This is a genomic window from Marinobacter sp. NP-4(2019) (genome assembly GCF_003994855.1).
In the GTDB taxonomy this organism is placed as follows: domain Bacteria; phylum Pseudomonadota; class Gammaproteobacteria; order Pseudomonadales; family Oleiphilaceae; genus Marinobacter.
The window spans coordinates 2,152,444-2,176,876 of record NZ_CP034142.1 but is presented as its reverse complement, the minus strand read 5'-3'; the positions used below and the strand labels follow the sequence as shown (position 1 = coordinate 2,176,876).

The following is a 24,433-nucleotide window of genomic DNA, read 5'->3' as shown; positions in this document are numbered from 1 at the left end:
GTCCTCGGGCTGGTGGTTGCTTTTGTGATGAGCCGAACGATGGCAAATAGCGTGAAACGCGCCCGTGGAGAAATCCTCCAATACCTGGAGGACATCGGCAATAACCGGGGCAATGTCGCGACCCGCCTCACCAGTGGCCGGCCTGACGAGATCGGCGATTTCATTGCAGCGGTCAATGCGTTCCTGGAAACGCTGCAGGAGATCATCTCCGGCATTGCCACGGCTTCCGGCAAACTCGCTGCTGAATCCGAGTCCCTGTCCGGCATTACCGAGCGAACCACCACGAACTCGGAACAGCAGCGGGATCAGATCACCCAGGTGTCCGCCGCCATGCAGGAAATGGTGTCCACCTCGGACGAAATCGCCTCCAATACCAACGATACGGATCAGTCCGCACGTCAGGCAATACAACTCGCGGACACCGGGCAGACAACGGTCAGTAAGGCGATCCAGTCGGTGTCGCGGCTTTCGGGCCAGGTTCAGGAAGGCGCCCAACGCATCCAGAACCTGGAGCAGGAGTCCGGTGAGATCGGCGGTGTGCTGGAGGTGATCCAGAGCATTGCCGAACAGACCAACCTGCTGGCGCTCAATGCCGCTATTGAAGCCGCCCGGGCAGGTGAAGCTGGCCGCGGGTTCTCGGTGGTTGCCGATGAAGTACGGGGGTTGGCGAAATGGGTTCAGGACTCGACCGTGGATATCGAGCGGATAGTGTCCAACCTGCAAAGCGGAGCAGCTGGTGCGGTGGTTGATATGAGCAAGGCCCGCCAGATGGCGGAGGAAGCCAGTGACCAGGCCGGAAAATCCGGCGCTGCCCTGTCCGAGATCCTCGGTGCCGTCAACCGGATTGTCGAGATGACGACTCAGGTGGCCAGCGCCACGGAACAGCAACGGGCGACGGCGGCAGAGATGACCAGGAACGTAGAAACCAGCAGTTCCGCCATCGACGAACTGACGACGGACATCGCACATGTAAACCAGTCGGGTCAATCGCTGGCCCGTATGGCCGAGGAAATGAACACGCTGGTTCGTCGTTTTCAGTGAGCCCCGGGCAGTCCGGTTAAATGGGAGCGGGAAGAAATTCACCTGGTTCCATGTACAGACAAACGATATAAAGTGTTCCAGATTAAAAGAAAATCCTTAATGCCATTGGATATTGGATGGGACACGAATGACGTCGGGAAAAGTCGAGACAGGCAGCATCAACCTCCCATGGCCATTACGCTGGTTCGGGCCGGTGGCGACGATCGCCATTGCCCAGCTGTTCGGTACTTCACTTTGGTTCAGCGCCAATAGTGCGACAGAAGACCTCATGAACAGCTGGCACATCAGTGCTGCGGACATCGGCTGGTTGACCAGCGCCGTTCAGGGAGGCTTCATCCTCGGCACATTGGTCGTGGCGCTTGGCGGGCTGGCAGAGCGCTACCGCGCCAGTGTGATCTTCGTTTGCAGCGCGATTGCCGGGGCACTGTTTAATGCCTGTTTTGCCTGGCTTTCGGAAGGGCTTGCCAGTGCCATTGTGTTCCGCTTCCTGGTGGGCCTGTCGTTGGCGGGCATCTATCCGGTGGGCATGAAGCTGATTGTCAGTTGGGCGCCAGAGCGAACCGGCCAGGCCCTGGCTCAGCTGGTTGCGATGTTGACACTGGGTACGGCACTACCCCATGCGTTGCGGGAAGCGGGTGCGGATTTGCCCTGGCAGTACATTATTCTCGCCTCGTCGTTCCTTGCGCTGTTGGGTGCACTGCTGATCCATCTTCTGGGGGACGGACCACACCTGCCGCAGGTACGTTCTAGGAAAGCGCCCGAACACGGAAGGCAGGAACGGCACGCCACCGTTTTCGATGCCTTTAAAGTTAACCGGTACCGTGCGGCCGCATTTGGGTACTTCGGTCACATGTGGGAACTGTATGCGTTCTGGACCGTGGTGCCACTGCTGGTGTCGAACACCGTGCTTGCCAGCGAATTCTCCGGGCTCGGCGTTTCGGGTATGGCTTTCAGTATCATTGGCGTTGGCGCCCTGGGTTGTCTGATCGGCGGCGTTCTGTCACGCCATCTTGGCAGCGCAAAGGTAGCCCTCGGTGCACTGGCCTCTTCAGGTGTGTGCGCCCTGGTGTTCGTCCTGTTCTGGCGTGACCTGCCAGCCGCCTGGCTGGGCGTTCTCCTGCTTTTGTGGGGAGCGACGGTCGTGGCGGACTCACCCCAGTTCTCTGCCCTGTCAGCACAGGCCTGCCCCCGGGAGCTGGTCGGCGCTGCACTGGCCATTCAGAATTCCATCGGCTTTGCTATTACCGTTGTATCAATCGCAGCCACCACCGCCCTGTTCGACTATATTGGCCTCGACGCGGCCTGGTTACTGGTTCCCGGTCCGATTGTCGGCTTGCTTGGATTCGCGTGGGCCTCCAGGCAAGCCGCCATCAAGCCCTGAGGAATTTCAGTACCGCATCAACACTTTCCTTGGCGTCGCCAAACAACATGCGCGTGTTCTCCTTGTAGAACAGCGGGTTGTCGACGCCGGCGTAACCGGTGGCCATGCCGCGTTTGAGCACGATGGTGGTCTTGCCGTTCCAGGGTTCGAGGACCGGCATGCCGGCGATGGGGCTGTCCGGTACTTCCTGGGCCGCCGGGTTGACGATGTCGTTGGCGCCGATCACCACGGAGACATCCACATTCGGGAAGTCCTTGTTGATCTCGTCCATCTCGTAGACGATGTCATAGGGCACCTTGGCCTCGGCCAGCAGCACGTTCATGTGGCCCGGCATGCGGCCGGCCACCGGGTGGATGCCAAAGCGCACGTTGACGCCCATCTCCCTCAGTCTGGTGGCAATCTCGAAGACCGTATGCTGTGCCTGGGCGACCGCCATGCCGTAACCCGGCAGGATCATCACTTCCCTGGCGCTTTCCAGCAAGTGTGCGACGCCTTCCGCCTCTATTGACTGGACATCGCCGGCATTTCCCTCCGAACCCGCTGCAGCGCTCTTGCTCGAACCACCGCCAAAGCCGCCAAGGATGACGTTGACGAACTTGCGGTTCATCGCACGGCACATGATGTAGCTGAGGATGGCACCACTGGAGCCAACCAGCGCGCCGACCACGATCAGCAAGTCGTTACCCAGCATGAAGCCCATCGCTGCCGCGGCCCAACCGGAATAGCTGTTGAGCATCGACACCACCACCGGCATGTCGGCCCCACCGATGGCAACGACCATGTGCACGCCGAACACTAGTGCGGCCAGGGTCATCAGCACGAGCCAGAGCAGGCCACCGCCAGCGGCGGACTGTTCGACGAAGAGCACGCCGAACACGATAGTCAGCACACCCAGGCCGGCGTTGAACAGGTGCCGCCCCGGTAGCTGCAGGGGCTTGCCGCTGATCCTGGCGCTCAGCTTGAGGTAGGCTGCGACGGAACCGGTGAAGGTGACCGCGCCAATCAGGATGCCGATGTAGGTTTCGATATCGTGGATGGTCTTCTCGACACCACCGATGTCGCTGTGCCCCAGCGCGTTGGCGTAGCCGACGAAGACCGCAGCCAGTCCCACCAGGCTGTGCAGGATTGCCACCAGCTCAGGCATCTGGGTCATCTCGACCTTTTTTGCCAGATACCAGCCGATAGCACCACCGGCGACCATGCCTGGCAGCAGGAAGAGGTAGTTGTTGGTGACGATACCGACAATCGTAACAACCAACGCCAGGCCCATGCCCAGCATACCGTAGAGGTTGCCGCGACGTGCGGATTCCTGATGGCTGAGGCCACCCAGCGCAAGAATGAAGAGTGCGCTCGCCCCTATGTAAGAAGCCGTGATTACGCCTGTGATCATCGTTATTCGCCCTTATTTCCGAAACATTCTCAGCATGCGCTGGGTAACGGCGAAACCGCCGACGATATTGATGCTGGTGATGAACACCGCCAACACAGCCAGTATCAGCACCAGGGGTTGCTCGCTGGATATCTGCATCAGTGCACCAATGACGATGATGCTACTGATGGCGTTGGTGACGCTCATCAGCGGTGTGTGCAGCGAGTGCGACACGCCCCAGATCACCATGTAGCCAACGAAACAGGACAGCACGAAAACCGTGAGGTGCCCCATGAACTCCGGCGGCGCCACCGAGCCCAGGCCCAGCAGCCCGAGCCCTGCCAGTGCCACGGGGACCAGGAAGGCCAGCGGGTGTTTCGGCTTGGGCTCCGCCTTTTCAACCTCGACCCGGGCCTTGTCGCCCATGTCGGTCTTTGGCGCCGCCGACAGGCGCGGGGCGGGCGGCGGCCAGGTGACCTCGCCTTCCTTCACCACGGTGGCACCGCGAATCACCTCGTCTTCCATGTTGACGACAATCTCGCCGTTCTTCTCCGGGCACAGGTCGCTCAGCAGGTGGCGCAGGTTGGTGGCATAGAGCTGGCTGGCCTGTGACGCCAGGCGGCTCGGCAGGTTGGTGTAGCCGATCAGGGTAACGCCGTGCCTGACCACCACCTGGTCGGCTTCGGTCAGCTTGCAGTTGCCACCGGTTTCAGCCGCCAGGTCGACGATGACGCTGCCCGGTTTCATGCTGGCGACCATGTCCTCGGTGATCAATTCCGGCGCCGGCTTGCCCGGGATCAGCGCCGTGGTGATGATGATATCAACGTCCTTGGCCTGCTCCGCGAACAGTGCCATCTCGGCTTCGATAAACTCGGGGCTCATGGTCTTGGCGTAGCCGCCCTGTCCGCTACCGTCCTCACCTTCGAAATCGAGCATCAGGAACTCCGCGTCCATGCTCTCCACCTGCTCCTTCACTTCGGGGCGGGTGTCGAAGGCCCGCACCACGGCGCCCATGCTCTTGGCCGCACCGATGGCAGCGAGCCCCGCCACCCCGGCGCCGATCACCAGCACCTTGGCCGGGGGAATCTTACCGGCAGCAGTGATCTGCCCGGTGAAGAAACGGCCGAAGTGCTGGGATGCCTCAACTACCGCGCGGTAACCCGCTATGTTGGCCATGGAACTCAGTGCGTCCATCTTCTGGGCGCGGGAAATTCGCGGCACCGAGTCCATGGCCAGGGCGGTGACGCCATGGTTGGACAAATCCTGTAGCAGCTCGGGGTTTTGCGCTGGATAGAGGAAACTGATCAGCGTCTGGCCCTTGCCCAGCAACTCAACGCCATAGAAGCCCAGTTCCGGGTGCTGGCTGGGCGGCCGTACTTTCATGACAATGTCGGACGAATGCCAAAGTTCTTTCGGATCCTCGATAATCTCAACTCCGGCTTCACGGTATTGGTCGTCATCGAAACTCGCCTCTTTGCCGGCATTGGTTTCGATGGCCAGGGTAAAGCCGAGCTCCTTTAGCTGTCTCGCCACATCAGGGGTTAACGCGACGCGTTTTTCCCCTTCGTCAATTTCTTTCGGAACACCTATCCGCATCGTGTGCTCTCCACTGGGATTACCCATGGTAGAAACCCCATTGTTTTTTATGTTGTGCCTTGTGGCGCTGTTGCCACGCTGAAGGTTGGGCGACCTTTTCGCACTGTACGGCGGTCACCTTGTATTCCGGGCAGTTGGTGGCCCAGTCCGAGTTGTCTGTGGTGATAACGTTGGCGCCGCTCACGGGATGGTGGAAGGTGGTGTAGACCACACCAGGTTGCATGCGAGTGCTGATTTTGGCCTGCAGCACGGTATTACCTGAGCGGCTGGTAAGGCCGACCCAGTCACCGTCATTGATACCGCGCTCTTCGGCGTCGTGAGGGTGCAACTCCAGCCGGTCCTGGTCGTGCCAGGCCTGGTTGTCGGTGCGTCTTGTCTGGGCGCCTACGTTGTATTGGCTGAGGATACGGCCCGTGGTCAACAGCAGAGGGAACCGGCGGTTGGCACGCTCTGTTGTGGGTACGTAGTCGGTGATCATGAACCGGCCCTTGCCAATCGGAAAGTCCTGCTCATGCATGATGGGAGTACCGTTCGGATGGTCATCGTTACACGGCCATTGGATGCTGCCGAGCTCATCCAGCTTCTGGTAAGTCACCCCCTGGAAGCTGGGCGTCAGACTGGCAATCTCGGCCATGATCTGTTCCGGATGGTCGTAGTGCATGGCATAACCCAGGGCGTTCGCCAGGTCCTGGGTAACCTCCCAGTCGCCCTTACCGGCGAGCGGCGGTATCACCTTGCGCACGCGGTTGATGCGTCGTTCGGCGTTGGTGAACGTGCCGTCTTTCTCCAGAAACGAGGAGCCGGGCAGCAGCACATGGGCGAACTTGGCGGTCTCGTTCAGAAAGAGATCCTGAACGATCAGGCATTCCAGCGAGCCCAGCGCCTGTTCCACATGGTGGGTGTTGGGGTCGGATTGCGCGATGTCCTCGCCCTGCACGTACAGGCCCTTGAAGCTGCCGTCGATGGCGGCGTCGAACATATTGGGAATGCGCAGGCCGGGTTCGCTGTTGATCGTGACGCCCCAGGCGTCTTCGAAGGCCTTGCGTGGACCTTCCCGGGAGACGTGCTGGTAGCCCGGCAGTTCATGGGGGAAGCTCCCCATGTCACACGAACCCTGGACGTTGTTCTGGCCACGCAGCGGGTTGACGCCCACACCTTCGCGGCCGATATTGCCGGTGGCCAGTGCGAGGTTGGCGATGCCCATGACCATGGTTGAGCCCTGGCTGTGTTCAGTCACACCCAGGCCGTAGTAGATGGCGCCGTTACCCGCCTGGGCGTATAGCCGGGCCGCTTCGCGGACTTTTTCAGCCGGAACGCAGGTGATGTCTTCCGTCGCTTCCGGTGAATGCCGTTCGTCGCGGATGAAAGCATTCCAGGCAGCGTACTCGGCTCCGTCGCAACGGGTGGCAATAAACATGCGGTCTTCCAGTCCTTCGGTGATGACAACATGCGCCAGAGCGTTGATCAGGGCGACGTTGGTCCCGGGACGCAACGGCAGATGGAGCGCCTCGCCGCCGTGCGGGGTATCCAGCAGATCGATGGAACGCGGGTCGGCGACGATCAGCCTGGCGCACTGGCGGAGACGACGGCGCAGCTGGGAGCCGAACACCGGGTGGGCGTCGGTCGGGTTTGCGCCGATAACGACAATGACGTCGGATTTCATCACCGAATCAAAGGTCTGGGTGCCGGCGCTTTCCCCCAGGGTCTGTTTCAGGCCATAGCCGGTCGGCGAATGGCACACGCGGGCACAGGTGTCGGTGTTGTTGTTGCCGAAGGCAGTGCGCACCAGTTTTTGCACCAGGTAGGCTTCCTCGTTGGTGCAACGGGAGGACGTAATACCACCGACGCTGTTCTGACCGTATTTGGCCTGTATGGCCCTGATGCGGTCGGCCGCGAACTGGATTGCCTCGTCCCAACTGACTTCGCGCCAGGGTTCGTCGGTGTGGTCGCGGATCATCGGCTTGGTCAGCCGTTCCGGATGGGTGGCATAACCAAAGGCGAAGCGACCTTTTACACAGGAATGGCCGTGGTTGGCGTGGCCATCCTTGAACGGCACCATGCGCACCACGGTGTTACCTTTCATCTCGGCCTTGAACGAGCAGCCGACACCGCAGTAGGCACAGGTAGTCACCACCGAGTGTTCCGGCTGGCCCTGGTCGATCACAGAATTTTCCATCAGCGTTGCCGTTGGGCAGGCCTGGACGCAGGCGCCACAGGAGACGCATTCGGAGTCCATGAAATCTTCGCCCTGGCCCGCCGCGACCTTGGAATCAAAGCCCCGGCCGTCGATGGTCAGCGCAAAGGTGCCCTGCACTTCCTCGCAGGCCCGCACGCAGCGTGAGCAAACAATGCATTTACTGGTATCAAAGGTGAAGTAAGGATTGCTGGTGTCCTTCTCGGCTTCGAGGTGGTTCTTGCCCTCGTAGCCGTAGCGCACCTCCCGAAGACCGACGGCACCCGCCATATCCTGCAGTTCACAATCGCCGTTGGCCGGACAGGTCAGGCAGTCCAGTGGGTGGTCGGAGATATACAATTCCATCACGTTGCGGCGCAGCTTGGCGACACGATCGTTCTGGGTGATGACGCTCATGCCCTCGGCCACCGGCGTGGTGCAGGAGGCCGGTAGGCCGCGCCGGCCTTCGATCTCCACCGCGCACAGGCGGCAGGAGCCAAAGGCCTCCAGGTTATCCGTGGCGCACAGCTTGGGAATCTGGATACCGGCAATGGCGGCGGCGCGCAGCACGGATGTCCCTTCGGGCACTGCAACGGATTGGCCATCGATGGTCAGGCTAACGGTAGCGCCGGTCTCGACCGGGGGCGGCGTGCCCAGATCACGGTCAGAGCGGGTATTCGGATCGTAGATGTGCAACATGATCAGGCCTCCCCCGCCGTCGTGCGGTACGCAGTAGGGCGGTCTTGGTGAAAGTCGTCCGGGAAGTGCTGCAGGGCGCTGCGCACCGGGTTAGGCGTCATCCCGCCCATGGCGCAGAGGGAGCCGTCTTCCAGGGTATCGCAAAGCTCTTCCAGCAGGATGAGGTTGTCATCCCGTTGCTCATTGGCATGGATGCGGTCGATGACTTCCACACCACGGGTGGAACCGATGCGACAAGGGGTGCATTTGCCGCAGGATTCGACGGCGCAGAATTCCATGGCGAAGCGGGCCTGTTCGAGCATGTCCACGGTGTCGTCGAACACGACGATGCCGCCGTGGCCGACCACGGCGCCCACCTCGCTAAAGGCTTCGTAATCGAGCGGGGTGTCCCACTGACTTTCCGGCATGTAGGCGCCCAGCGGGCCACCGACCTGGACCGCACGCATCGGCCGGCCAGAGGCAGTGCCGCCGCCGTAGTCTTCCAGCAGCTCACGCAGGGTGATGCCGAAGGCGAGTTCCACCACACCGCCGCGTTCAATGTTGCCGGTCAGCTGGAATGGCAGGGTGCCCCGGGAACGGCCCATGCCGTAGTCGGCGTAAGCCTGGCCGCCTTCGGCGAGAATAAAGGGTACGGCGGCCAGGGTGAGCACGTTGTTAACGACCGTCGGCTGGCCAAAGGCGCCTTTCAGAGCAGGCAGCGGCGGTTTGACGCGCACCTGGCCGCGCTTGCCTTCCAGGCTATCGAGCAGCGAGGTTTCCTCGCCACAGATGTAGGCACCGGCACCAAGACGTACTTCCAGGTGGAAGGCCTTGCCGGATTTCAGCACATCGTTACCCAGGTAGCCGGCTTCCTCGGCCGTGGCGATGGCTTCGTTCAGGATCTTGTGAGCGACCGGGTATTCGGAGCGCAGGTAGATGAAGCCGGTGTCCGCGCCGACGGCGAGGCCGGCGATGGTCATGCCTTCAATCAGCATGAAGGGATCGGCTTCCATCACCAGGCGGTCGGCGAAAGTGCCGGAGTCGCCCTCATCCGCGTTGCAGACGATGAATTTGCGATTGGAATAGGGGCTGTTTGGCGAGCGCGCGTCCGCATCGAGCACGGTCTGCCATTTGATGCCGGCCGGGAAGGCCGCCCCGCCCCGGCCACGCAGGCCGGAGGCTTTCACTTCGTCGATGATCTCCTGCGGAATCCTGGCCAGGGCTTTACGCAGGCCGACGTAGCCGCCCTGGTGCACATAATCGTCCAGCGAGGTAGGATCGATAACGCCGGCCCGTCTGAAGGTCAGGCGCTGTTGATTCTTCAGGTAAGGGATCTCTTCGGTCAGCCCCTGATACAAAGGGTGGCCGGGTTTGCCTTCGAGCAGGCCCTGGTCAAGCAAGTCCGGGATGTCTTCGGGAGCTACGGGGCCGTATGCGACACGGCCCTGGTCGGTCTCCACCTCAACCAGGGGCTCCAGCCAGAATAGGCCCCGCGAACCGTTGCGAATCAATTGGATACCTGTGCCCTGCCCGCTTTCGGCCTGTTCCAGCGCCTCCGCGACCTGATTGGCTCCGAGGGATAAGGCGGTGGTGTCTCTTGGAACAAAAACTTTAACCATGAGCGCTGCCCTCCTCTCTATCAGCCCCTCTATCAACCCCTGCCGACGCCGTCCGGATGAAAAGTGGCACGGTCTGTAACTGGTCGATCAGGGCGTCGAAACGGGCCGGCGTGACACGGCCGTATATGTCATCACCTACGCGGACGGACGGCCCGGTGGCACAGTTTCCGAGGCAGTAAGCGGCCTCCAGGGTGATGTCGCCATCCGGGGTGGTCTGGTGGTAGTCGACGCCGAGTGTCTGCTGGGCGTGGTGTTCGAGTGTACGGCAACCGCGGGCCTGACAGGCTTCCGCCCGGCAAATGTGGACAACGTGCTTGCCAGGGGCGGTAGCGCGAAAATCGTGATAGAAACTGATCACACCGTGAACTTCGGCGCGGGTAATCTGCAGGCCCTCGGCGATGGTTGGTACGGTGCTGTCGGGAATGTAGCCGAGTTCGTCCTTGATGGCATGCAGGATGGGCATAAGGGCGCCCGGCTTGTGTTTCAGGCCGGCGATGATCTGGCGCACCTTATGCTGAACGTCGATGGCTGTGGTCTTGTCCATTTTGGTCACCCGGAAAATTCTGCACTTGAGGGGGATATTGTATTCCTGGGGAAAGCGCCGGGTTGCTTGCCTGCGACACATTCAAGCGTGGGAACGCATGAACGGCTGAAGCACGTACCCGGGTCGGGGCGTGGGCGGAAGAGCTGACAGGATGTCGCTCTTCCGCCCCGAAGGTGAGTTACACGCTGTATTTAAGCTGTCTCTTCGCCTCCCCGTTCAACCCCTTGTACAAACTGACGCACATCAGGATGAGGATGACGGCGAACGGCAAACCGGCGGTAACAGCCCCCGCTTGGAGCGCGTTCAGCGCCTGTGCACCACCGCCGAACAACAGGGTGGCGGCAATCACCCCTTCCATGGTCGCCCAGAACACGCGTTGGGCGACGGGGGCATCCTGTTTGCCACCGGCGGTAATACCATCAATCACCAGCGATCCCGAGTCCGAGGAGGTCACAAAGAACACCAGCACCAGGACAATGGCGAGGAAAGAAATCAAAGACGTCAGCGGCATGTTCTCCATCATCTGGAACATGGCAAGCGGCACTTCGGTGAGCCCTCCGCTCAATGCACCCACTTGAGCCTGGATTTGATCCAGCGCGTTGCCGCCGAACGCAGTCACCCAGATGCCACAAACCAGGGTCGGGATAATCAACACCGCGAGCATGAATTCACGCACGGTACGGCCTTTGGACACACGGGCGATGAACATGCCGACGAAAGGCGACCAGGAGATCCACCAGGCCCAGTAGAACACGGTCCAGCCATGGAACCAGGTTTCGTCTTCACGGCCCACCCAGTTGCTGAGCGGCAGAATGTTCTTCCCGTAGGACCAGAACAGATCAAAAAGATTGGCGAAGAAGCCACTGACGGAACCGACGAGAATGACGAAAAGCAACAAAACGAACGCAATGACCATGTTGATGTTGCTGAGCAGTTTTACGCCGCCATGCAGACCACGAACCACGGAAAAAACGGCAATGGCGGTGATGAATGCGATCAATCCGATCTGCGTACCGATGCCGTTCTCCACGATACCGAGGTAAGCCAGGCCACTGGCGGCCTGTTGCGCGCCAAGGCCAAGCGACGTCGCCAGACCGAAGATGGTCGCCAACACGGCAACAATATCGATTACATGACCAATTGGCCCCCAAATAAGATTTCCCAGAATCGGGTAAAATGCGGAACGAATCGTTAATGGCAATCCTTTGTTATAGGCAAAAAATGCCAGCGAAAGGCCGACTATGCCGTACATGGCCCAGGGATGGAGCCCCCAATGGAACATGGTGGCGCCCAAAGCCATGGATTTACCTTCGGCGGTATTGGCGGCCACACCAAGCGGGGTGCCATACCAGTCGGTAAAATAGGCGACGGGTTCAGCGACGCTCCAGAACATCAGGCCGATGCCCATGCCCGCCGCAAACAACATTGAAAACCAGGACAGCGTGGAAAACTCCGGTTTGGCGTTGTCACCACCAATGCGGACCTTGCTGACTGGCAGGATAATTAACGCCAGGCAGAAAATCACAAACAGGTTGCCGCCGGCCATAAACAGCCAGTCGAAGTGCTCAATCACCCAACCGCGGGCGCCCAACAGCATGCCGTTAGCCGCTTCGGTCGCGAGCAGGGTACCTACGACAAAAACAAGGATGAGGGCGGCACTGATGCCAAACACCGGGTTGTGGATGTCAAATCCGGCAACTTGGATATTGTCTTGCCCGATCTGGTAATCGACGTCGTCGTAAGGACGATCAGCGTCGACCGAGGGTTGCACACGTTCGGTCATAAGGGCTCTCCAGGATAATTCGTTGTTATCGCGTTGTTGTTTTGAGAGCCCGAGGCCATATCGAATAAGGCCTGCATGTCGGGGTTTACCTGAGCACGGTTACCGTGCTGCCAGCCAATCCGATCTGTCCCGGGCGAGAATCATGGTATGGCATTGCAGATAAGGCCAGAACTCCAACTGCGACATGGAAAGGGGGTTGCGTGTCTTAAAGCGGCAAGGTCGTGATATCCCTGCCGCCTCGGGCAACTACCTCACCACTCCCTCTGCAATCAGCAGTTCCAGGATCGCCTCAGCCTTGTCCCGATCCGTGCCGTCACGGATGACTTTGCCGCCCTGCCCCTGGGGTTTCGCCGTGGCAGCCTTGAAGCGGTCGGCGGCGGATTTGGCTTTGACGACGTTGAGCCGCTTGGGTCTGGGTTTGGCAGGATGCTCCTGCCACTCCAACCGGGCTTCATCAACCGGAGCTTTAACGGCTACGCTATCCATCAGTCCGCGCCGCGACGGGCCGAATGCGTATTGCCGCGCCTCGGGAGCGGCATTGTCGACGGTGGCAATGAACGGCAGCGGCACGCGCAACAGGCGGCGCTGCCCCCGTGGCAGGGCCTGCAGCACTTCGGCAACGCCGCCCTCCACCTTCTGAATGTCGGCGATACGGGGAACAATGGGCCAGCCGAGGTGTTCCGCCACAAGGTAGGGCACCATGCCGGAAGCCTCGCCTTGTTCGGCGTGAATGCCGGCGAGAACGATGTCGGCGGGCTGTTCCTTGAGGTAGTCGGTCAGAAGGGGGACGGCATCCGCCTCGTCCTCGGCCTCAAGCAGGGTTATTTCCGGCAGGCCCATGCCGAGGTATTGGCGCAGTGCGGTTTCGTCACCACCACCGACGTGAACAAGCCGGGAGAAAGAACCCGCCATCTTCAGGCCGAGTTCGACGGCCCGGGCATCCTGACTGGCCCGCCGCGCGCGACCGGACTTTGCGTGTTGGCCAGCGGAGATAAGCGAGGTGACCAAAAGATCGGGATTAGGGAAAGAGTCAGGCCACATGACGTGTCTCCTCTTCAGATTCGGGGGCTGCTTCGTGTGGCTCCGGGATTGTCCCACTTTGCCGGGCCCGGGCCAGTCGCAAGAGCTCTGCAAGAATACCCTGGCTGTCACCAATCACACTCAGGTCCGCCCGTTTGATCATGTCACAGCCATCGTCGAGGTTGATGGCCACCACCTTGTCGCACTGGCCGATACCCTGCATATGCTGAATAGCTCCGGAAATACCCACGGCGACATAGACCCGAGCCGTAACCCAGGTGCCGGTGGCGCCCACCTGTCGGAAACGCGGCATGTTACCGTCGTCCACGGCGACCCGGCTGGCGCCTTCGGTGGCGCCAAGGGCGGTGGCCACTTCGTGGAACTGGTTCCAGTCGCGCACACCATTGCCGGCGGAGAGGATGAATTCGGCCTCCCCAAGGGCAATCTTGCTGGGATCCACCTCCACCTGGCCGAGGTCTTCAATCCGGGGTGTTATCCTGGGAATCGATGCCAGTTCAATCGGTTTGGCTTCGTGCCGGGTCTCATCAATCGGTAACGCGCATTCCTCCGCCAGCAGGGTGACGCGGGCCGTGGGTCGGTGCCAGTCAGTCAACTGGCTGCCACCGCGACAGATGGTACGTTCGGCATCCATTTGCCAGGCATGGACGGCCGGGCGTTCGCCAAGGCGGGCGGCCAGGCGGGAGCCGAGGTCGGCACCGCCGTGTACCGAATCCGGGAACAGCCAGTAACGCGGCGCGAGTTCGGCTTCGACCGCCTCGAGCACGGCCAGTTTCTGTTCCGGGCAGTAACCGGTCAGTGGTTGTCCGTGAACCTCGGTCAAATGAACCAGGCGGTCGGCGCCTGCCGTGTCGAAGGTCGCTTCCCTGGCTTCGCCGAGGGCGACGGCGACAACAGCGCCTTCACCTTCCGTGGCTTTAACCAACTGATGCGCCTGACCAAGTACATCCTTATCATGACCGCCCAAGCGGCCGCCCGCCAAGTCGACAACGACGGCCACATAGAATTCGGGTTGTTCAACCCGGTGTAGAGGCAACTCCACTTCCGCCTGGGCAGAGCGGCCCTTGGCCCGTATTGAAAGACCGCCCGCACCACCGGTCAGACCGGCACTGCGGTCGATCCGTTTGATGCCATTGGGCCCGATAAAGCCAACGGCATGGGGATTCCGGCGCAACAGGCCGGTGGGACCGCGCACCGGACCGCTGTTGACGGCGACCACCTCATCATACTGAGGGTGCAAACGATTGCGCAGTATCCATTCGGTACGCGGGTCGCGCCTGGGGATATCCGTCATCAGAGCACCTCCTCGGCGATGGGTTGGGTGGCCGGAGCGGACGATTCGGCCGCTTCGATGATCAGACCATCGGCCACCAACTCCGCCAGGTCACGAATTTCCGGGCGCGGTTCTACCACGCCCTCGAGCATGGCGGTGCATTGCTGACAGGCGACGGCGATGGTTTCGGCTTCCACCTTGCGCGCGTCATCGACACGCATGTCGGCAATGCGGTGCTCTCCCGGAATGTCCGTAATAGGCGCCCCGCCGCCACCGCCACAACAGCGTGAACGATAACCAGAGCGCTCCATCTCGCTGACCTGTATGCCCAGGGCTCCCAGAAGCGCACGCGGGGACTCGTACTCGCCGTTGTAGCGCCCCAGGTAACATGGGTCGTGATAGGTCACAGTGCCGCCCTTGAAGCGGTCCAACTGAATATGGCCCTGTTCGACCAGTTCGTTGATGAAGGTGCTGTGGTGCAAGACCTCGTAGTGACCACCAAAATCGCCGTATTCGTTTTTCAGCACATGGAAGGCGTGCGGATCCGTGGTGACGATGCGTTGGAAACGGTACTTTCCGAGCGTGGCAATGTTGTGTCTGGCCAGGCTCTGAAAAGTGGCATCGTCACCCAGGCGGCGGGCGACGTCACCGGAATCCCGTTCCTCGTTACCAAGCACGGCGAAGTCGACCTTCGCGGCCTTCAGGATCTTGACGAAAGCACGCAGGATCCGCTGGCTGCGCATGTCGAAACAGCCGTCGCTGACCCAGAACAACACCTCGGCTTCCTGTTTGTCGGCCATCAGCGGCAGGTCTAGGTCGGCCGCCCAGTTCATCCGGCTGCCGGGTTCGTAGCCACCGGGATTGTCGGTGGCGATCAGGTTGTCCAGTACCTCGGCGCCCTTGTTCGGGGTTTCCCCGCGCTCCAGGGTCAGGTGACGGCGCATATCGACGATGGCGTCAACATGCTCGATCATCATCGGACACTCTTCAACACATGCACGGCAAGTGGTGCAGGACCAAAGGGTGTCGGCATTGACCAGGCCGTCGACAATGGGCTGGTGCGGACTGCCCTGCGCCTTGCCGACTTCGGTGCCGGGATAGGGGCTGCCGGCGTAGTTGGCGTCGGTTCCCCCGGCCAGGCCCACCACCATATCCTGAATCAGCTTCTTCGGGTTCAGCGGCTGGCCGGCGGCGAAGGCCGGGCAAACCGCTTCACAGCGGCCGCATTGCACACAGGCATCGAAACCCAGCAACTGGTTCCATTTGAAATCCTCGGGTTTTGCCACCCCGAGTGTGCGATCCAGGTCCACCGGTTTCAGACCAGTGGAACGGCCGCCGCCAAAACGTTCCGGCCGACGATGGAAGGCCAGGTGCAAGGCGCCCGCAAAGGCATGCTTCATTGGCCCGCCCCAGCCCATGCCGAAGAGCAGCTCGGACAGGCCCAAAGTCACGCCCACCAGCAGTACGGCCACGAGCACCCAACTGCCGAAATTCTCAGGCAGCAAACCGGACGTCAGCAAGGTGAGCAGGAAAAACGATGCGGAAAACATCAGCAGGTTTTTCGGCAGCCGCATCCAGGGGCCCCTGGACAGACGGGCCGGTGGATTGCGCCGGCGCCGGTAGACGAAGATGGCGCCGGTGAACATGATGGCCGTGGCGATCAGCAAGGGAATGCTGAGCCACCGGCTTTCCAGTCCGAACAAATGCACCGGGATGATCAACAGCATGGACAACACAAAACCGCCCGCCGTCGCGACGTGGGTGTTGGACATGACTTTGTCCCGCTCGACCACGTGGTGCAGGTCGACCAGGTAGCGGCGCGGCATGGCCATCAGCCCGGCGATGATGTTCACCGGGTCGGGTTGGCCCGCACGCCAGAGCAGGATACGGCGGATGGCGCCGATAACCAGCAAGGCGAGTGCTGTAGCCAAGAGTGCTGGGAGCAGCCAGTCAGGGAGCATGGTGTACCTACCTCTTCGGGTCGAACTTGAGTTACAGGTCCTTACACAAACGCAGCGCGTCATAGATCGCCGCATGCGTATTCCGCTGGGACACGCAATCCCCCAACCGCCACAGGATCATGCCCTTGTCCGCTTCCTCAAGAATCGGCTGGGCGTTACAGGCAAACAAGGTATCGACATCGATCTGTCCCTTGTTGATCGAACCTGCCTTCAGCTCGTAATACAGGGCTTCGTTCGGCCGGGTGCCGTTCTCGATCACCACCTGATCGACCACCCTCTCCTCTTTCTGCCCGGTGTACTCGTTCTCCAGCACCGCGACTTTCTTGTCGCCTTCGGCGTAGACCTTTTCCAGCATCATGTCGGAGCTCATGATCACTTCCCGCTCATACAGACTGCGGTAATAGGTTGGGAAGGTGGTGCCGCCGATCCCGACACCGGGCTTGATGTCGTCAGTGATCAATTCAACCTGGGCGCCTTTGGAGGCCAGATAGTCGGCCACGGACATACCCGAGAATTCGCAGATGGTGTCATAGACCAGGACGTTCTGCCCCGGTTCGACCCGGCCGCTGAGGATATCCCAGGAGGACACCACCAGGCCGTCCTCAAAGCCCCATTCCGGGTTCTGCTCCATGAAGGGCACGCCGCCTGTGGCGAGAATACAGACGTCCGGCTGGATATCCCGCACGACAGAGGCATCGGCTTCGGTATTAAAGCGCAACTCGACCCCGAGGCGATCCAGTTCCAGGGCGTACCAGCGGGTTATACCAGCGATCTGGTCCCTTTGTGGCGCCTTGGCGGCGAGGGTGATCTGACCACCGAGCTCGCCGGCCTTCTCGATCAGGGTGACCTGGTGTCCGCGTTCGGCGGCAACCCGTGCCGCCTCCATGCCCCCAGGGCCACCGCCGATGACCAGCACCTTACGGATCGGGCCCTCGGTCTTTTCGATGACATGTGGCATGCCCAGATGCTCGCGGGAAGTGGCGGCATTCTGGATGCAGAGCACGTCGAGCCCCTGGTACTGGCGGTCGATACAGTAGTTGGCACCGACGCACTGACGGATCTGGTCGACCTGGTTCATCTTGATCTTGGCAATGATGTGCGGGTCGGCGATGTGGGCACGGGTCATGCCGACGAAGTCGACGTATCCGGCTTCCAGGATGCGCTCGGCCTGGTTCGGGTCCTTGATGTTCTGGGCGTGGATGACGGGCACATCGACCACTTCCTTGATGCCGGCAGCCAGATGCAGGAACGGCTCCGGCGGATAGGACATATTGGGAATGACGTTGGCCAGGGTGTTGTGGGTGTCACAGCCGGAACCGACCACACCGAAGAAGTCCAGCAGACCGGTGTCGTTGTAGTACTTGGCGATCTGCTTCATGTCGTCATGATTCAAACCGTCCGGATGGAATTCGTCGCCACAGATGCGAATGCCGACGGCGAAATCACGACCGACTTCCTCACGGACGGCCTTCAGCACTTCCATGCCGAAACGCATGCGGTTCTCGAAGCTACCGCCCCAGTCGTCGGTGCGCTTGTTGACCCGTGGCGACCAGAACTGGTCGATCATGTGCTGGTGCACCGCGGAAAGCTCGACGCCATCCAGACCACCTTCCTTGGCCCGGCGGGCGGCCTGGGCAAAATCACCGATAATACGCCGGATTTCCTCCTCCTCGATGGTCTTGCAGGTGGCACGGTGTACCGGCTCCCGGATGCCGGAAGGCGACATCAGGTTGGGCCAGTTTTCGCCATCCCAGCGGGAGCGACGCCCCATGTGGGAGATCTGGATCATGATCTTGCCGCCGTGTTTGTGCACGGCGTCCGCGAGATTCTGGAAATGGGGAATGATGCGGTCCGTAGAGAGGTTGACCGAGCTCCACCAGCTTTGCGGACTATCGATGGAGACGACGCTGGAGCCGCCGCAAATACACAGACCGCAGCCACCCTTGGCCTTCTCTTCATAGTATTTGACGTAGCGGTCGGTAGTCATACCGCCCTCGGTGGCGTAGACCTCGGCGTGAGCGGTGCTGACAACCCGGTTGCGGATGGTCAACTGGTTGATCTGTAACGGTCGAAAGAGTGCTTCGAATTGGGACATGATTAACCCCTTTTTGTAACTTCAAACAGGCCAAAATCGACGCCGTCTTCAGCGGCACTTTGGGTCTGGACCGCCTGGGTGCGAACGTCGTAGCCGAGGTCATTGGCGATCTGGTCCATGGCGCCGGCGAACCAGCCAGTGAACATGTAGTCGATCTTGCGTCCGGCCTTGCCGTAGTGGTAGACGAAGGCGGAGTGGTCGAGCCGGACCCGCGCCTGACCATTGGCGATGTCGAGATGTTCGACGGTGAACAGGCCCCACCCCCGTTGGGAGAGCCGTTTCATGTAATGGTCGAATACTTCACTGCCTGTGAAGCCATGCAGGGCCGCTTCTTTTTCACACCAGTGCCAGGCGGATTTGTAACCGGCCTCGTAGAGAATCCCGGCATATCGTTCGGGACCGATCTCCGCTTCGATGGCCTGGTGGTTGTTGATGAAGAAGTGCCGTGGCACATACAGCATGGGCAACGCATCGGTGGTCCAGACGCCGGTCTCGCTGTCTACTTCGATGGGCATTTCAGGGGCGTGTGTGGTCATGGTCATTCTCCCCATACCTCGCCAAGGACGCGCAGCCAGTTCTCACCCATGATCTTGCGGGTGAGCTCTACGGAGAAGCCGTTGCGCAGGAGGGCTTCAGTCAGGTTCGGGAACTCGCCCACGGTGCGAATACCTTCGGGGTTAACGATCTTGCCGAAGCGGGTGAGCTCGCGGGCGTAGCCCTTGTCGTGGGTGAGCATGTCGAAGAAGGCCTTGTCCTGCCCCTGGGTGAAGTCGGTGCCGATACCCACCTGGTCTTCGCCGACGATGTCGACGATGTAGGCGATGGCTTCAACGTAGTCGTCGATAGTGGCGTCAACGCCCTTCTTGAGGAAGGGCGTAAACATGGTCACTCCGACAAAGCCACCATGGTCGGCGATGAATCTGAGTTCCTCGTCGGATTTGTTGCGCGGGTGCTCTTTCAGGCCGGAGGGCAGGCAGTGGGAGTAACAGACCGGCATCCTGGATTCGAGGATGACTTCCTCGGAGGTCTTGCTGCCGACGTGGGACAGGTCGCACATGATGCCGACGCGGTTCATTTCGGCGACGACTTCGCGGCCGAAGCCGGACAGGCCGCCATCCCGCTCGTAGCAGCCGGTACCGATGAGGTTCTGGGTGTTGTAGCACATCTGAACGACGCCAACGCCCAGGTCCTTGAAAATCTGGATGTAGCCGAGCTGGTCTTCGAAGGCGTGGGCATTCTGGAAGCCCATGATGATGCCGGTCTTGCCCAGTTCCTTGGCCTTGCGGATGTCGGCGGTGGTCCGAACTTTCATCACCAGGTCGCTGTTGTCTTCAATCAGTTCATTGACCAGAACGATATTGTCGACGGTGGCCTGAAAATCCTCCCAGACGGACACGGTGCAATTGGCGGCGGTCAGCCCGCCCTTGTGCATGTCCTCGAAGAGTTCACGGCCCCACTTGGCGATGATAAGGCCATCGATGACGATGGAGTCCTGGTGCAATTCGGTTTCGTTCATGTGACACCCCGACGGTTGGTTGGTTGAGCATAGAGGGAGTGTATCCACGGTGCGTTCAACCGGGTTCACTGGAAGCGACAGGGTAAACACCAAAATCGGCAGGTCACCGGGAATGAGGAGCGGCGGCACCGGGAATAAGGAGGGACAGCACCGGGCCCGAGCCGTAACGAAAAAAGGGGCCGAAGCCCCTTATTTTATCCGCTACCCCGAATTAACCCGAGGCAGCCAGCCTTTGAACTGCCGGCACGGAAGCCGACATGAAGTTAACCGCACCGCAGGACGGCTCCCTCTGAGCCAACTGCAGGGCAATATAAGAGGAGGTTGGAATGGAAGCCACTTCACCGGAACCTGGCGGCTCCAGTTGCTTTAGTGACCACACCTCGGCTCGTTCCTCCTTGGGAGAGATGCCGATGTACTTGCGATAACAGCGGCTGAAGTGGGGGGCAGACACAAAACCACACATGGAGGCGACTTCGATGATGGAACAGGTGGTCTGTTTCAGCAACTGACGCGCCCGGTCCAGTCTGAGTTTCAAATAGTAACGCGAGGGGGTGCAGTTCAAGTGCCTCAGGAAGAGCCGCTCCAGTTGACGACGGGAAATGCCAACGAAGCTGGCAAGTTCTTCGAGTTCAATGGGTTCCTCTATATTGGCTTCCATCAACTCGGTGACTTCGGCCAGCTTGGGCTGGGCAGATGTCAGCAGACGGCGCAGCGGGGTACGCTGCAGTTCGTTATCCGGGCGGACGCGGTCGCAGACGAACATGTCGCAAATCGCATTGGTTAACGCCTTGCCATGCTGGCGGGCGATCATACTGAGCATCATGTCCATTGGCACATTGCCTCCGGTACAGGTCATGCGGTCCCGGTCCAGGGTGTAGAGCTGGTTGGTACAGTTTACCCGGGGAAACCGCTCCTGGAGGGAAGCCAGACATTCCCAGTGGGCGCTGCAATGGTAACCATCGAGCAGGCCGCCGCTGGCCAGCACGTAAGCGCCGGTGCATACCGCACCAAGCAGGACTTTTTTCTGCGCCTGCTGTTGGAGCCAGCTCACTTCCCTGGAAGTATAGCTTCGGGTGATATCAACACCGCCAACCACGATGACAATATCGAAAACCTTCTTGTCGGCAATCGAGCCGTCTGGAGAAATCGTAAGGCCGTCACTGGCCTTGACCGTCTCGCCGTCACGGGACAATAGCTGCCAGGTGTAAAGCTCGGTACTGGTAAGCTGGTTGGCCATACGCAATGGCTCTATGGTTGATGCCAAGGCAGCCAGGGTGAAGTTATCGATCAACAGAAAACCAACCCGATAGGGCTGTGAGCCAATCAGATGAGGCTGAGAAACGACGTTCTCTTGCATGGACTTACCCCTCTCTCGTGTATTGCAAGTCCAGTTGATCAGCGGGCCCCGAAATACTCCGGGTCGAGCGACCACTGTCAGGATTTTGTTTTTATTGGGAAAAGCCAAAGCTTCCCCGTCCCGTCATAATTGATCAATGTCAGGTGCTTATAGTATGCCCCGCGCTGAGCGGTGAACAGTCTAAAAACGTCGCATTGCGCATTAATTTGAGCTCAATTGCGACATGGGCGCCCTGACCCGCAGATAACCGGGGGCCAGAGCGCCTGAGCAGGGAAACTCAGTGGAATGCCGCCCAAATCAGCCGTCTATGCTGAGATCGGACAACGGGGTACTGCAGCAGGAGAGAATGTAACCCTCCGTCAGGTCTTCCTCGGTTATGCCACCGTTGTGCTGGATATCGACATCGCCACCCGTCTTCAGCACCTTGCAGGTACCACAAATGCCGACCCCGCAAGCCTTGGGAATATTGAGTCCCAGACGACTGGCAGCAGCGTGGACAGTTTCACCGGGCAGGACCTGAACGCTCATGCCGGAGGCGGTGAAATCGACGGTGTAGGTATCAGCGTCCTTGATTTCCTCTGCCTGTTTGACGGCGATTTCCGCCTGTTCCAGCACATCCTCGGTGACGTCGGCCGGAGTGGCGCCGAAAGATTCCTCATGGTATCTCGACATGTCGAAGCCATTCTCGATGAGGAGATTCTTGATGGCACGCATGTAGGGAGTCGGCCCGCAGCAGAAAATGCGGCGACTCTGGTAATCCGGCACGATCATTTCAAGCTTGGCATGGTCCAGGTAGCCCCGGTAGCCATTCCAGGCGTGGCCGATTTCGGTCCGTTCGCAAATAACGCTGAGATTAAAGTTGGATACCCGCGAACACATGTGTTCGAGCTCGCGCTGGAAGATGATGTCCTTGGGCGCGCGGGCGCTGTGGATGAAGGTCATGTCGACGTCCGCATTGGTGTCGAAGTACCAGCGCGCCATGGACATCAGGGGGGTAATGCCTACACCGCCGGAGAGCAGCAGAACCTTCTCGGAAGGGTGGTCGATGCAATTGAAATTGCCGACCGGACCATGCACGGCGAGCTCGTCATGCTCCTTGAGGTTGTCGTGCAGCCAGTTGGAGACATGGCCGCCGGGCACACGTTTGACGGTGATCGAGAAACTGTAGGGCACGGACGGCGAACTGGAGATAGTGTAGGAGCGCATGACCTGCTCGCCTTCGATCTCCAGTTCCAGGGTGACGAACTGACCGGGCTTGAAGAAAAACATGATGGACTGTTCTGCGTTGAAGCAGAAGGTTTTTACGTCCCAGGTTTCCTGGATAACGCGAACACACCGGACCAGGTGACGGCCGTTGGCCCAAACCCGGGTGTTTAGCGGATTGAAGTGAGACGAGGGTTCGGCGGCTTCGGTGACGCTGGTCATTATCTTAATCTCCATCGTGGGTGATTCGGCACCGGTGGAATTGTGAGCATCCATTCTGGTGAAAAACCAAAGCCCCGGGTGACCCATTTACGACAAAGTCTTGATCAACTTCTCCAGCCGCCCGGCCTGTACTCATCATCCCTCCCCGCCAAGTCGAATTAAAAACCGCGAATGTCGTAAACGGATAACCGGCGCCTGTGGCCCCTGCGAAAATGTGTTACCGGAAACCCGCGCCCGAGTCATTGGCGGGTAACGTCACGTGCTGAAGTACACCCCTATAACAGGAAATGCTCCGATGACCGAATACGACCTACTTAACCTGCAATACAACCACATTGGGGAAGCCCGACGGGATATGAGCCGGATGCTGACCGAACGGTCCCGCAACCTTTCCCTGCCCCGGGCGCTGTATAACGATCCTTTCCTCTTCCGGGTGGATATGGAAGAAGTGTTCATGAAGGAATGGTTGTTTGTCGGCATGACCTGCGAAGTGCCAACACCGGGTGCCTACATAACGGTGGAGATCGGACAGAACCCGGTGCTGGTCGTACGTGACCGTGACGGCGAAGTTCGTGCATTCCACAATGTGTGCCGCCACCGGGGCTCGCGGGTGTGCACCGCCAAGAAAGGCAAGGTGGCGAACCTGACCTGCCCCTACCATCAGTGGACCTATGACCTGAAAGGCAACCTGATTTTTGCCGGGACGGAAATGGGTGATGGTTTCGATAAAAACAATTTCGGTTTGAAACCGGCGCATTGCAAAACGGCCGGCGGTTTTATCTATGTTTGCCTTGCCGAGGGCGAACCGCCGGAGATCGATACCTATCTGACCGCCCTGGACGCCTATATGGAACCCTACGACATGGAAAACGCCAAGGTGGCGGCAGAGTCGACCCTGGAGGAGAACGCAAACTGGAAGCTGGTGGTTGAAAATAACCGCGAGTGTTATCACTGCTCGGGCTCCCATCCGGAGTTACTGCGTACCCTGCTGGAATGGGACGACACCACAGACCCCCGGGCCACACCGGAATTCAAGCAGCACTACGAACGCCAGGCCGCGGAATGGGACCGTGAAGGCATTCCACACAAGCATGTGGCGTTCGGGTTGCAAAACCGGATCGTGCGGATGCCGTTAAAAGAAGGCACGGCGGTGATGACCATGGACGGTAAGCCGGCCTGCAGGAAAAACCTGGGACGCATTAAAAACCAGAGCCTGGGCTCGATGCGGATTCTGCACCTGCCGAATTCCTGGAATCACATGCAAAGCGATCACGTCATCGTGTTTCAGGTGCAGCCGGTTTCCGCGCAGAAGACGCTGGTAACGACCAAGTGGCTGGTACATAAGGATGCTGTGGAAGGCGAAGACTACGACGTGGAGCGCATGCGTTACGTGTGGGACCAGACCAACAAACAGGACCGGGAACTGGCGGAGCAAAACCAGCGGGGCATCAATTCCCTGGCCTACCAGCCCGGCCCCTATTCGGAAACCTACGAGTTTGGCGTGATCAACTTTCTGGACTGGTATGGCGAAACGATCCTTAAAAACCTGACCCACGACAGTTTATAGGTCCCAGGACGAGAAAG

17 protein-coding genes are annotated in these 24,433 nt (G+C 60.0%); 3 read left to right on the top strand and 14 right to left on the bottom strand.

Annotated features, from left to right (window positions below; all coding sequences use genetic code 11):
• Positions 1-39: 39 nt before the first annotated feature.
• Complete coding sequence (locus tag EHN06_RS21450) at positions 40-1,041, top strand: methyl-accepting chemotaxis protein (protein WP_228257448.1); 1,002 nt, start codon at positions 40-42, stop codon at positions 1,039-1,041.
• A gap of 127 nt (positions 1,042-1,168) precedes the next feature.
• Positions 1,169-2,422: an MFS transporter gene (locus EHN06_RS09980; protein ID WP_127332447.1), complete on the top strand. Its 1,254-nt coding sequence runs from the start codon at positions 1,169-1,171 to the stop codon at positions 2,420-2,422.
• Here EHN06_RS09980 and EHN06_RS09975 read toward each other — a convergent pair.
• The 14 genes from EHN06_RS09975 to EHN06_RS09910 form a co-directional block, all read right to left on the bottom strand.
• Positions 2,412-3,812, bottom strand: a complete 1,401-nt coding sequence (locus tag EHN06_RS09975; RefSeq protein WP_127332446.1) for an NAD(P)(+) transhydrogenase (Re/Si-specific) subunit beta — start codon at positions 3,810-3,812, stop codon at positions 2,412-2,414. The two genes, EHN06_RS09980 and EHN06_RS09975, sit on opposite strands and share 11 nt — an antisense overlap.
• 12 nt (positions 3,813-3,824) lie before the next feature.
• Positions 3,825-5,387, bottom strand: coding sequence for a Re/Si-specific NAD(P)(+) transhydrogenase subunit alpha (locus tag EHN06_RS09970; RefSeq protein WP_127332445.1), 1,563 nt, complete (start codon positions 5,385-5,387; stop codon positions 3,825-3,827).
• Positions 5,388-5,406: 19 nt separating this feature from the next.
• Positions 5,407-8,259: a formate dehydrogenase subunit alpha gene (gene fdhF / locus EHN06_RS09965; protein WP_127332444.1), complete on the bottom strand. Its 2,853-nt coding sequence runs from the start codon at positions 8,257-8,259 to the stop codon at positions 5,407-5,409.
• A 2-nt stretch (positions 8,260-8,261) separates the two neighbouring features.
• Positions 8,262-9,857: a formate dehydrogenase beta subunit gene (locus tag EHN06_RS09960; protein ID WP_127332443.1), complete on the bottom strand. Its 1,596-nt coding sequence runs from the start codon at positions 9,855-9,857 to the stop codon at positions 8,262-8,264.
• Entirely contained in the window at positions 9,850-10,401 is a 552-nt protein-coding gene (locus EHN06_RS09955) for a formate dehydrogenase subunit gamma (protein ID WP_127332442.1), read from the bottom strand. Before EHN06_RS09955 ends, EHN06_RS09960 begins: the two co-directional genes overlap by 8 nt.
• Before the next feature lie 178 nt (positions 10,402-10,579).
• Positions 10,580-12,184, bottom strand: a complete 1,605-nt coding sequence (locus EHN06_RS09950; RefSeq protein ID WP_127332441.1) for a BCCT family transporter — start codon at positions 12,182-12,184, stop codon at positions 10,580-10,582.
• Positions 12,185-12,430: 246 nt separating this feature from the next.
• Positions 12,431-13,225: an electron transfer flavoprotein subunit beta gene (locus tag EHN06_RS09945; protein WP_127332440.1), complete on the bottom strand. Its 795-nt coding sequence runs from the start codon at positions 13,223-13,225 to the stop codon at positions 12,431-12,433.
• Positions 13,215-14,516, bottom strand: coding sequence for an electron transfer flavoprotein subunit alpha/FixB family protein (locus EHN06_RS09940; RefSeq protein ID WP_127332439.1), 1,302 nt, complete (start codon positions 14,514-14,516; stop codon positions 13,215-13,217). Before EHN06_RS09940 ends, EHN06_RS09945 begins: the two co-directional genes overlap by 11 nt.
• Entirely contained in the window at positions 14,516-16,456 is a 1,941-nt protein-coding gene (locus EHN06_RS09935) for a (Fe-S)-binding protein (RefSeq protein ID WP_127332438.1), read from the bottom strand. Before EHN06_RS09935 ends, EHN06_RS09940 begins: the two co-directional genes overlap by 1 nt.
• Positions 16,457-16,487: 31 nt before the next feature.
• Positions 16,488-18,551, bottom strand: a complete 2,064-nt coding sequence (gene dgcA / locus EHN06_RS09930) for a dimethylglycine demethylation protein DgcA (RefSeq protein ID WP_127332437.1) — start codon at positions 18,549-18,551, stop codon at positions 16,488-16,490.
• Between the two features lie 2 nt (positions 18,552-18,553).
• A complete protein-coding gene (locus EHN06_RS09925) occupies positions 18,554-19,087 on the bottom strand; it encodes a DUF5943 domain-containing protein (protein ID WP_127332436.1) in 534 nt (177 codons plus the stop codon).
• 2 nt (positions 19,088-19,089) lie between these two features.
• Positions 19,090-20,067, bottom strand: a complete 978-nt coding sequence (locus EHN06_RS09920; protein WP_127332435.1) for a dipeptidase — start codon at positions 20,065-20,067, stop codon at positions 19,090-19,092.
• Positions 20,068-20,278: 211 nt separating this feature from the next.
• Positions 20,279-21,424 (bottom strand): GlxA family transcriptional regulator, encoded by a 1,146-nt coding sequence (locus tag EHN06_RS09915; protein WP_127332434.1) that lies wholly within the window; start codon positions 21,422-21,424, stop codon positions 20,279-20,281.
• A gap of 297 nt (positions 21,425-21,721) precedes the next feature.
• Positions 21,722-22,849, bottom strand: a complete 1,128-nt coding sequence (locus tag EHN06_RS09910; protein WP_206075748.1) for a hybrid-cluster NAD(P)-dependent oxidoreductase — start codon at positions 22,847-22,849, stop codon at positions 21,722-21,724.
• A 295-nt stretch (positions 22,850-23,144) separates the two neighbouring features.
• Between EHN06_RS09910 and EHN06_RS09905 the strand changes: the two genes are divergently transcribed.
• Positions 23,145-24,416: an aromatic ring-hydroxylating oxygenase subunit alpha gene (locus EHN06_RS09905; protein ID WP_127332432.1), complete on the top strand. Its 1,272-nt coding sequence runs from the start codon at positions 23,145-23,147 to the stop codon at positions 24,414-24,416.
• The last annotated feature ends 17 nt before the right edge of the window (positions 24,417-24,433 follow it).

Coding starts and splice junctions, on each gene's coding strand:
- EHN06_RS09920 (WP_127332435.1), bottom strand. CDS start 20,067: ATGAACGAAACCGAATTGCACCAGGACTCCATCGTCATCGATGGCCTT.
- EHN06_RS21450 (WP_228257448.1), top strand. CDS start 40: ATGGCAAATAGCGTGAAACGCGCCCGTGGAGAAATCCTCCAATACCTG.
- EHN06_RS09970 (WP_127332445.1), bottom strand. CDS start 5,387: ATGCGGATAGGTGTTCCGAAAGAAATTGACGAAGGGGAAAAACGCGTC.
- EHN06_RS09910 (WP_206075748.1), bottom strand. CDS start 22,849: ATGACCAGCGTCACCGAAGCCGCCGAACCCTCGTCTCACTTCAATCCG.
- EHN06_RS09950 (WP_127332441.1), bottom strand. CDS start 12,184: ATGACCGAACGTGTGCAACCCTCGGTCGACGCTGATCGTCCTTACGAC.
- EHN06_RS09905 (WP_127332432.1), top strand. CDS start 23,145: ATGACCGAATACGACCTACTTAACCTGCAATACAACCACATTGGGGAA.
- EHN06_RS09955 (WP_127332442.1), bottom strand. CDS start 10,401: ATGGACAAGACCACAGCCATCGACGTTCAGCATAAGGTGCGCCAGATC.
- EHN06_RS09935 (WP_127332438.1), bottom strand. CDS start 16,456: ATGCTCCCTGACTGGCTGCTCCCAGCACTCTTGGCTACAGCACTCGCC.
- dgcA (WP_127332437.1), bottom strand. CDS start 18,551: ATGTCCCAATTCGAAGCACTCTTTCGACCGTTACAGATCAACCAGTTG.
- EHN06_RS09915 (WP_127332434.1), bottom strand. CDS start 21,424: ATGCAAGAGAACGTCGTTTCTCAGCCTCATCTGATTGGCTCACAGCCC.
- EHN06_RS09975 (WP_127332446.1), bottom strand. CDS start 3,812: ATGATCACAGGCGTAATCACGGCTTCTTACATAGGGGCGAGCGCACTC.
- EHN06_RS09925 (WP_127332436.1), bottom strand. CDS start 19,087: ATGACCACACACGCCCCTGAAATGCCCATCGAAGTAGACAGCGAGACC.
- EHN06_RS09940 (WP_127332439.1), bottom strand. CDS start 14,516: ATGACGGATATCCCCAGGCGCGACCCGCGTACCGAATGGATACTGCGC.
- EHN06_RS09960 (WP_127332443.1), bottom strand. CDS start 9,857: ATGGTTAAAGTTTTTGTTCCAAGAGACACCACCGCCTTATCCCTCGGA.
- EHN06_RS09945 (WP_127332440.1), bottom strand. CDS start 13,225: ATGTGGCCTGACTCTTTCCCTAATCCCGATCTTTTGGTCACCTCGCTT.
- fdhF (WP_127332444.1), bottom strand. CDS start 8,259: ATGTTGCACATCTACGATCCGAATACCCGCTCTGACCGTGATCTGGGC.
- EHN06_RS09980 (WP_127332447.1), top strand. CDS start 1,169: ATGACGTCGGGAAAAGTCGAGACAGGCAGCATCAACCTCCCATGGCCA.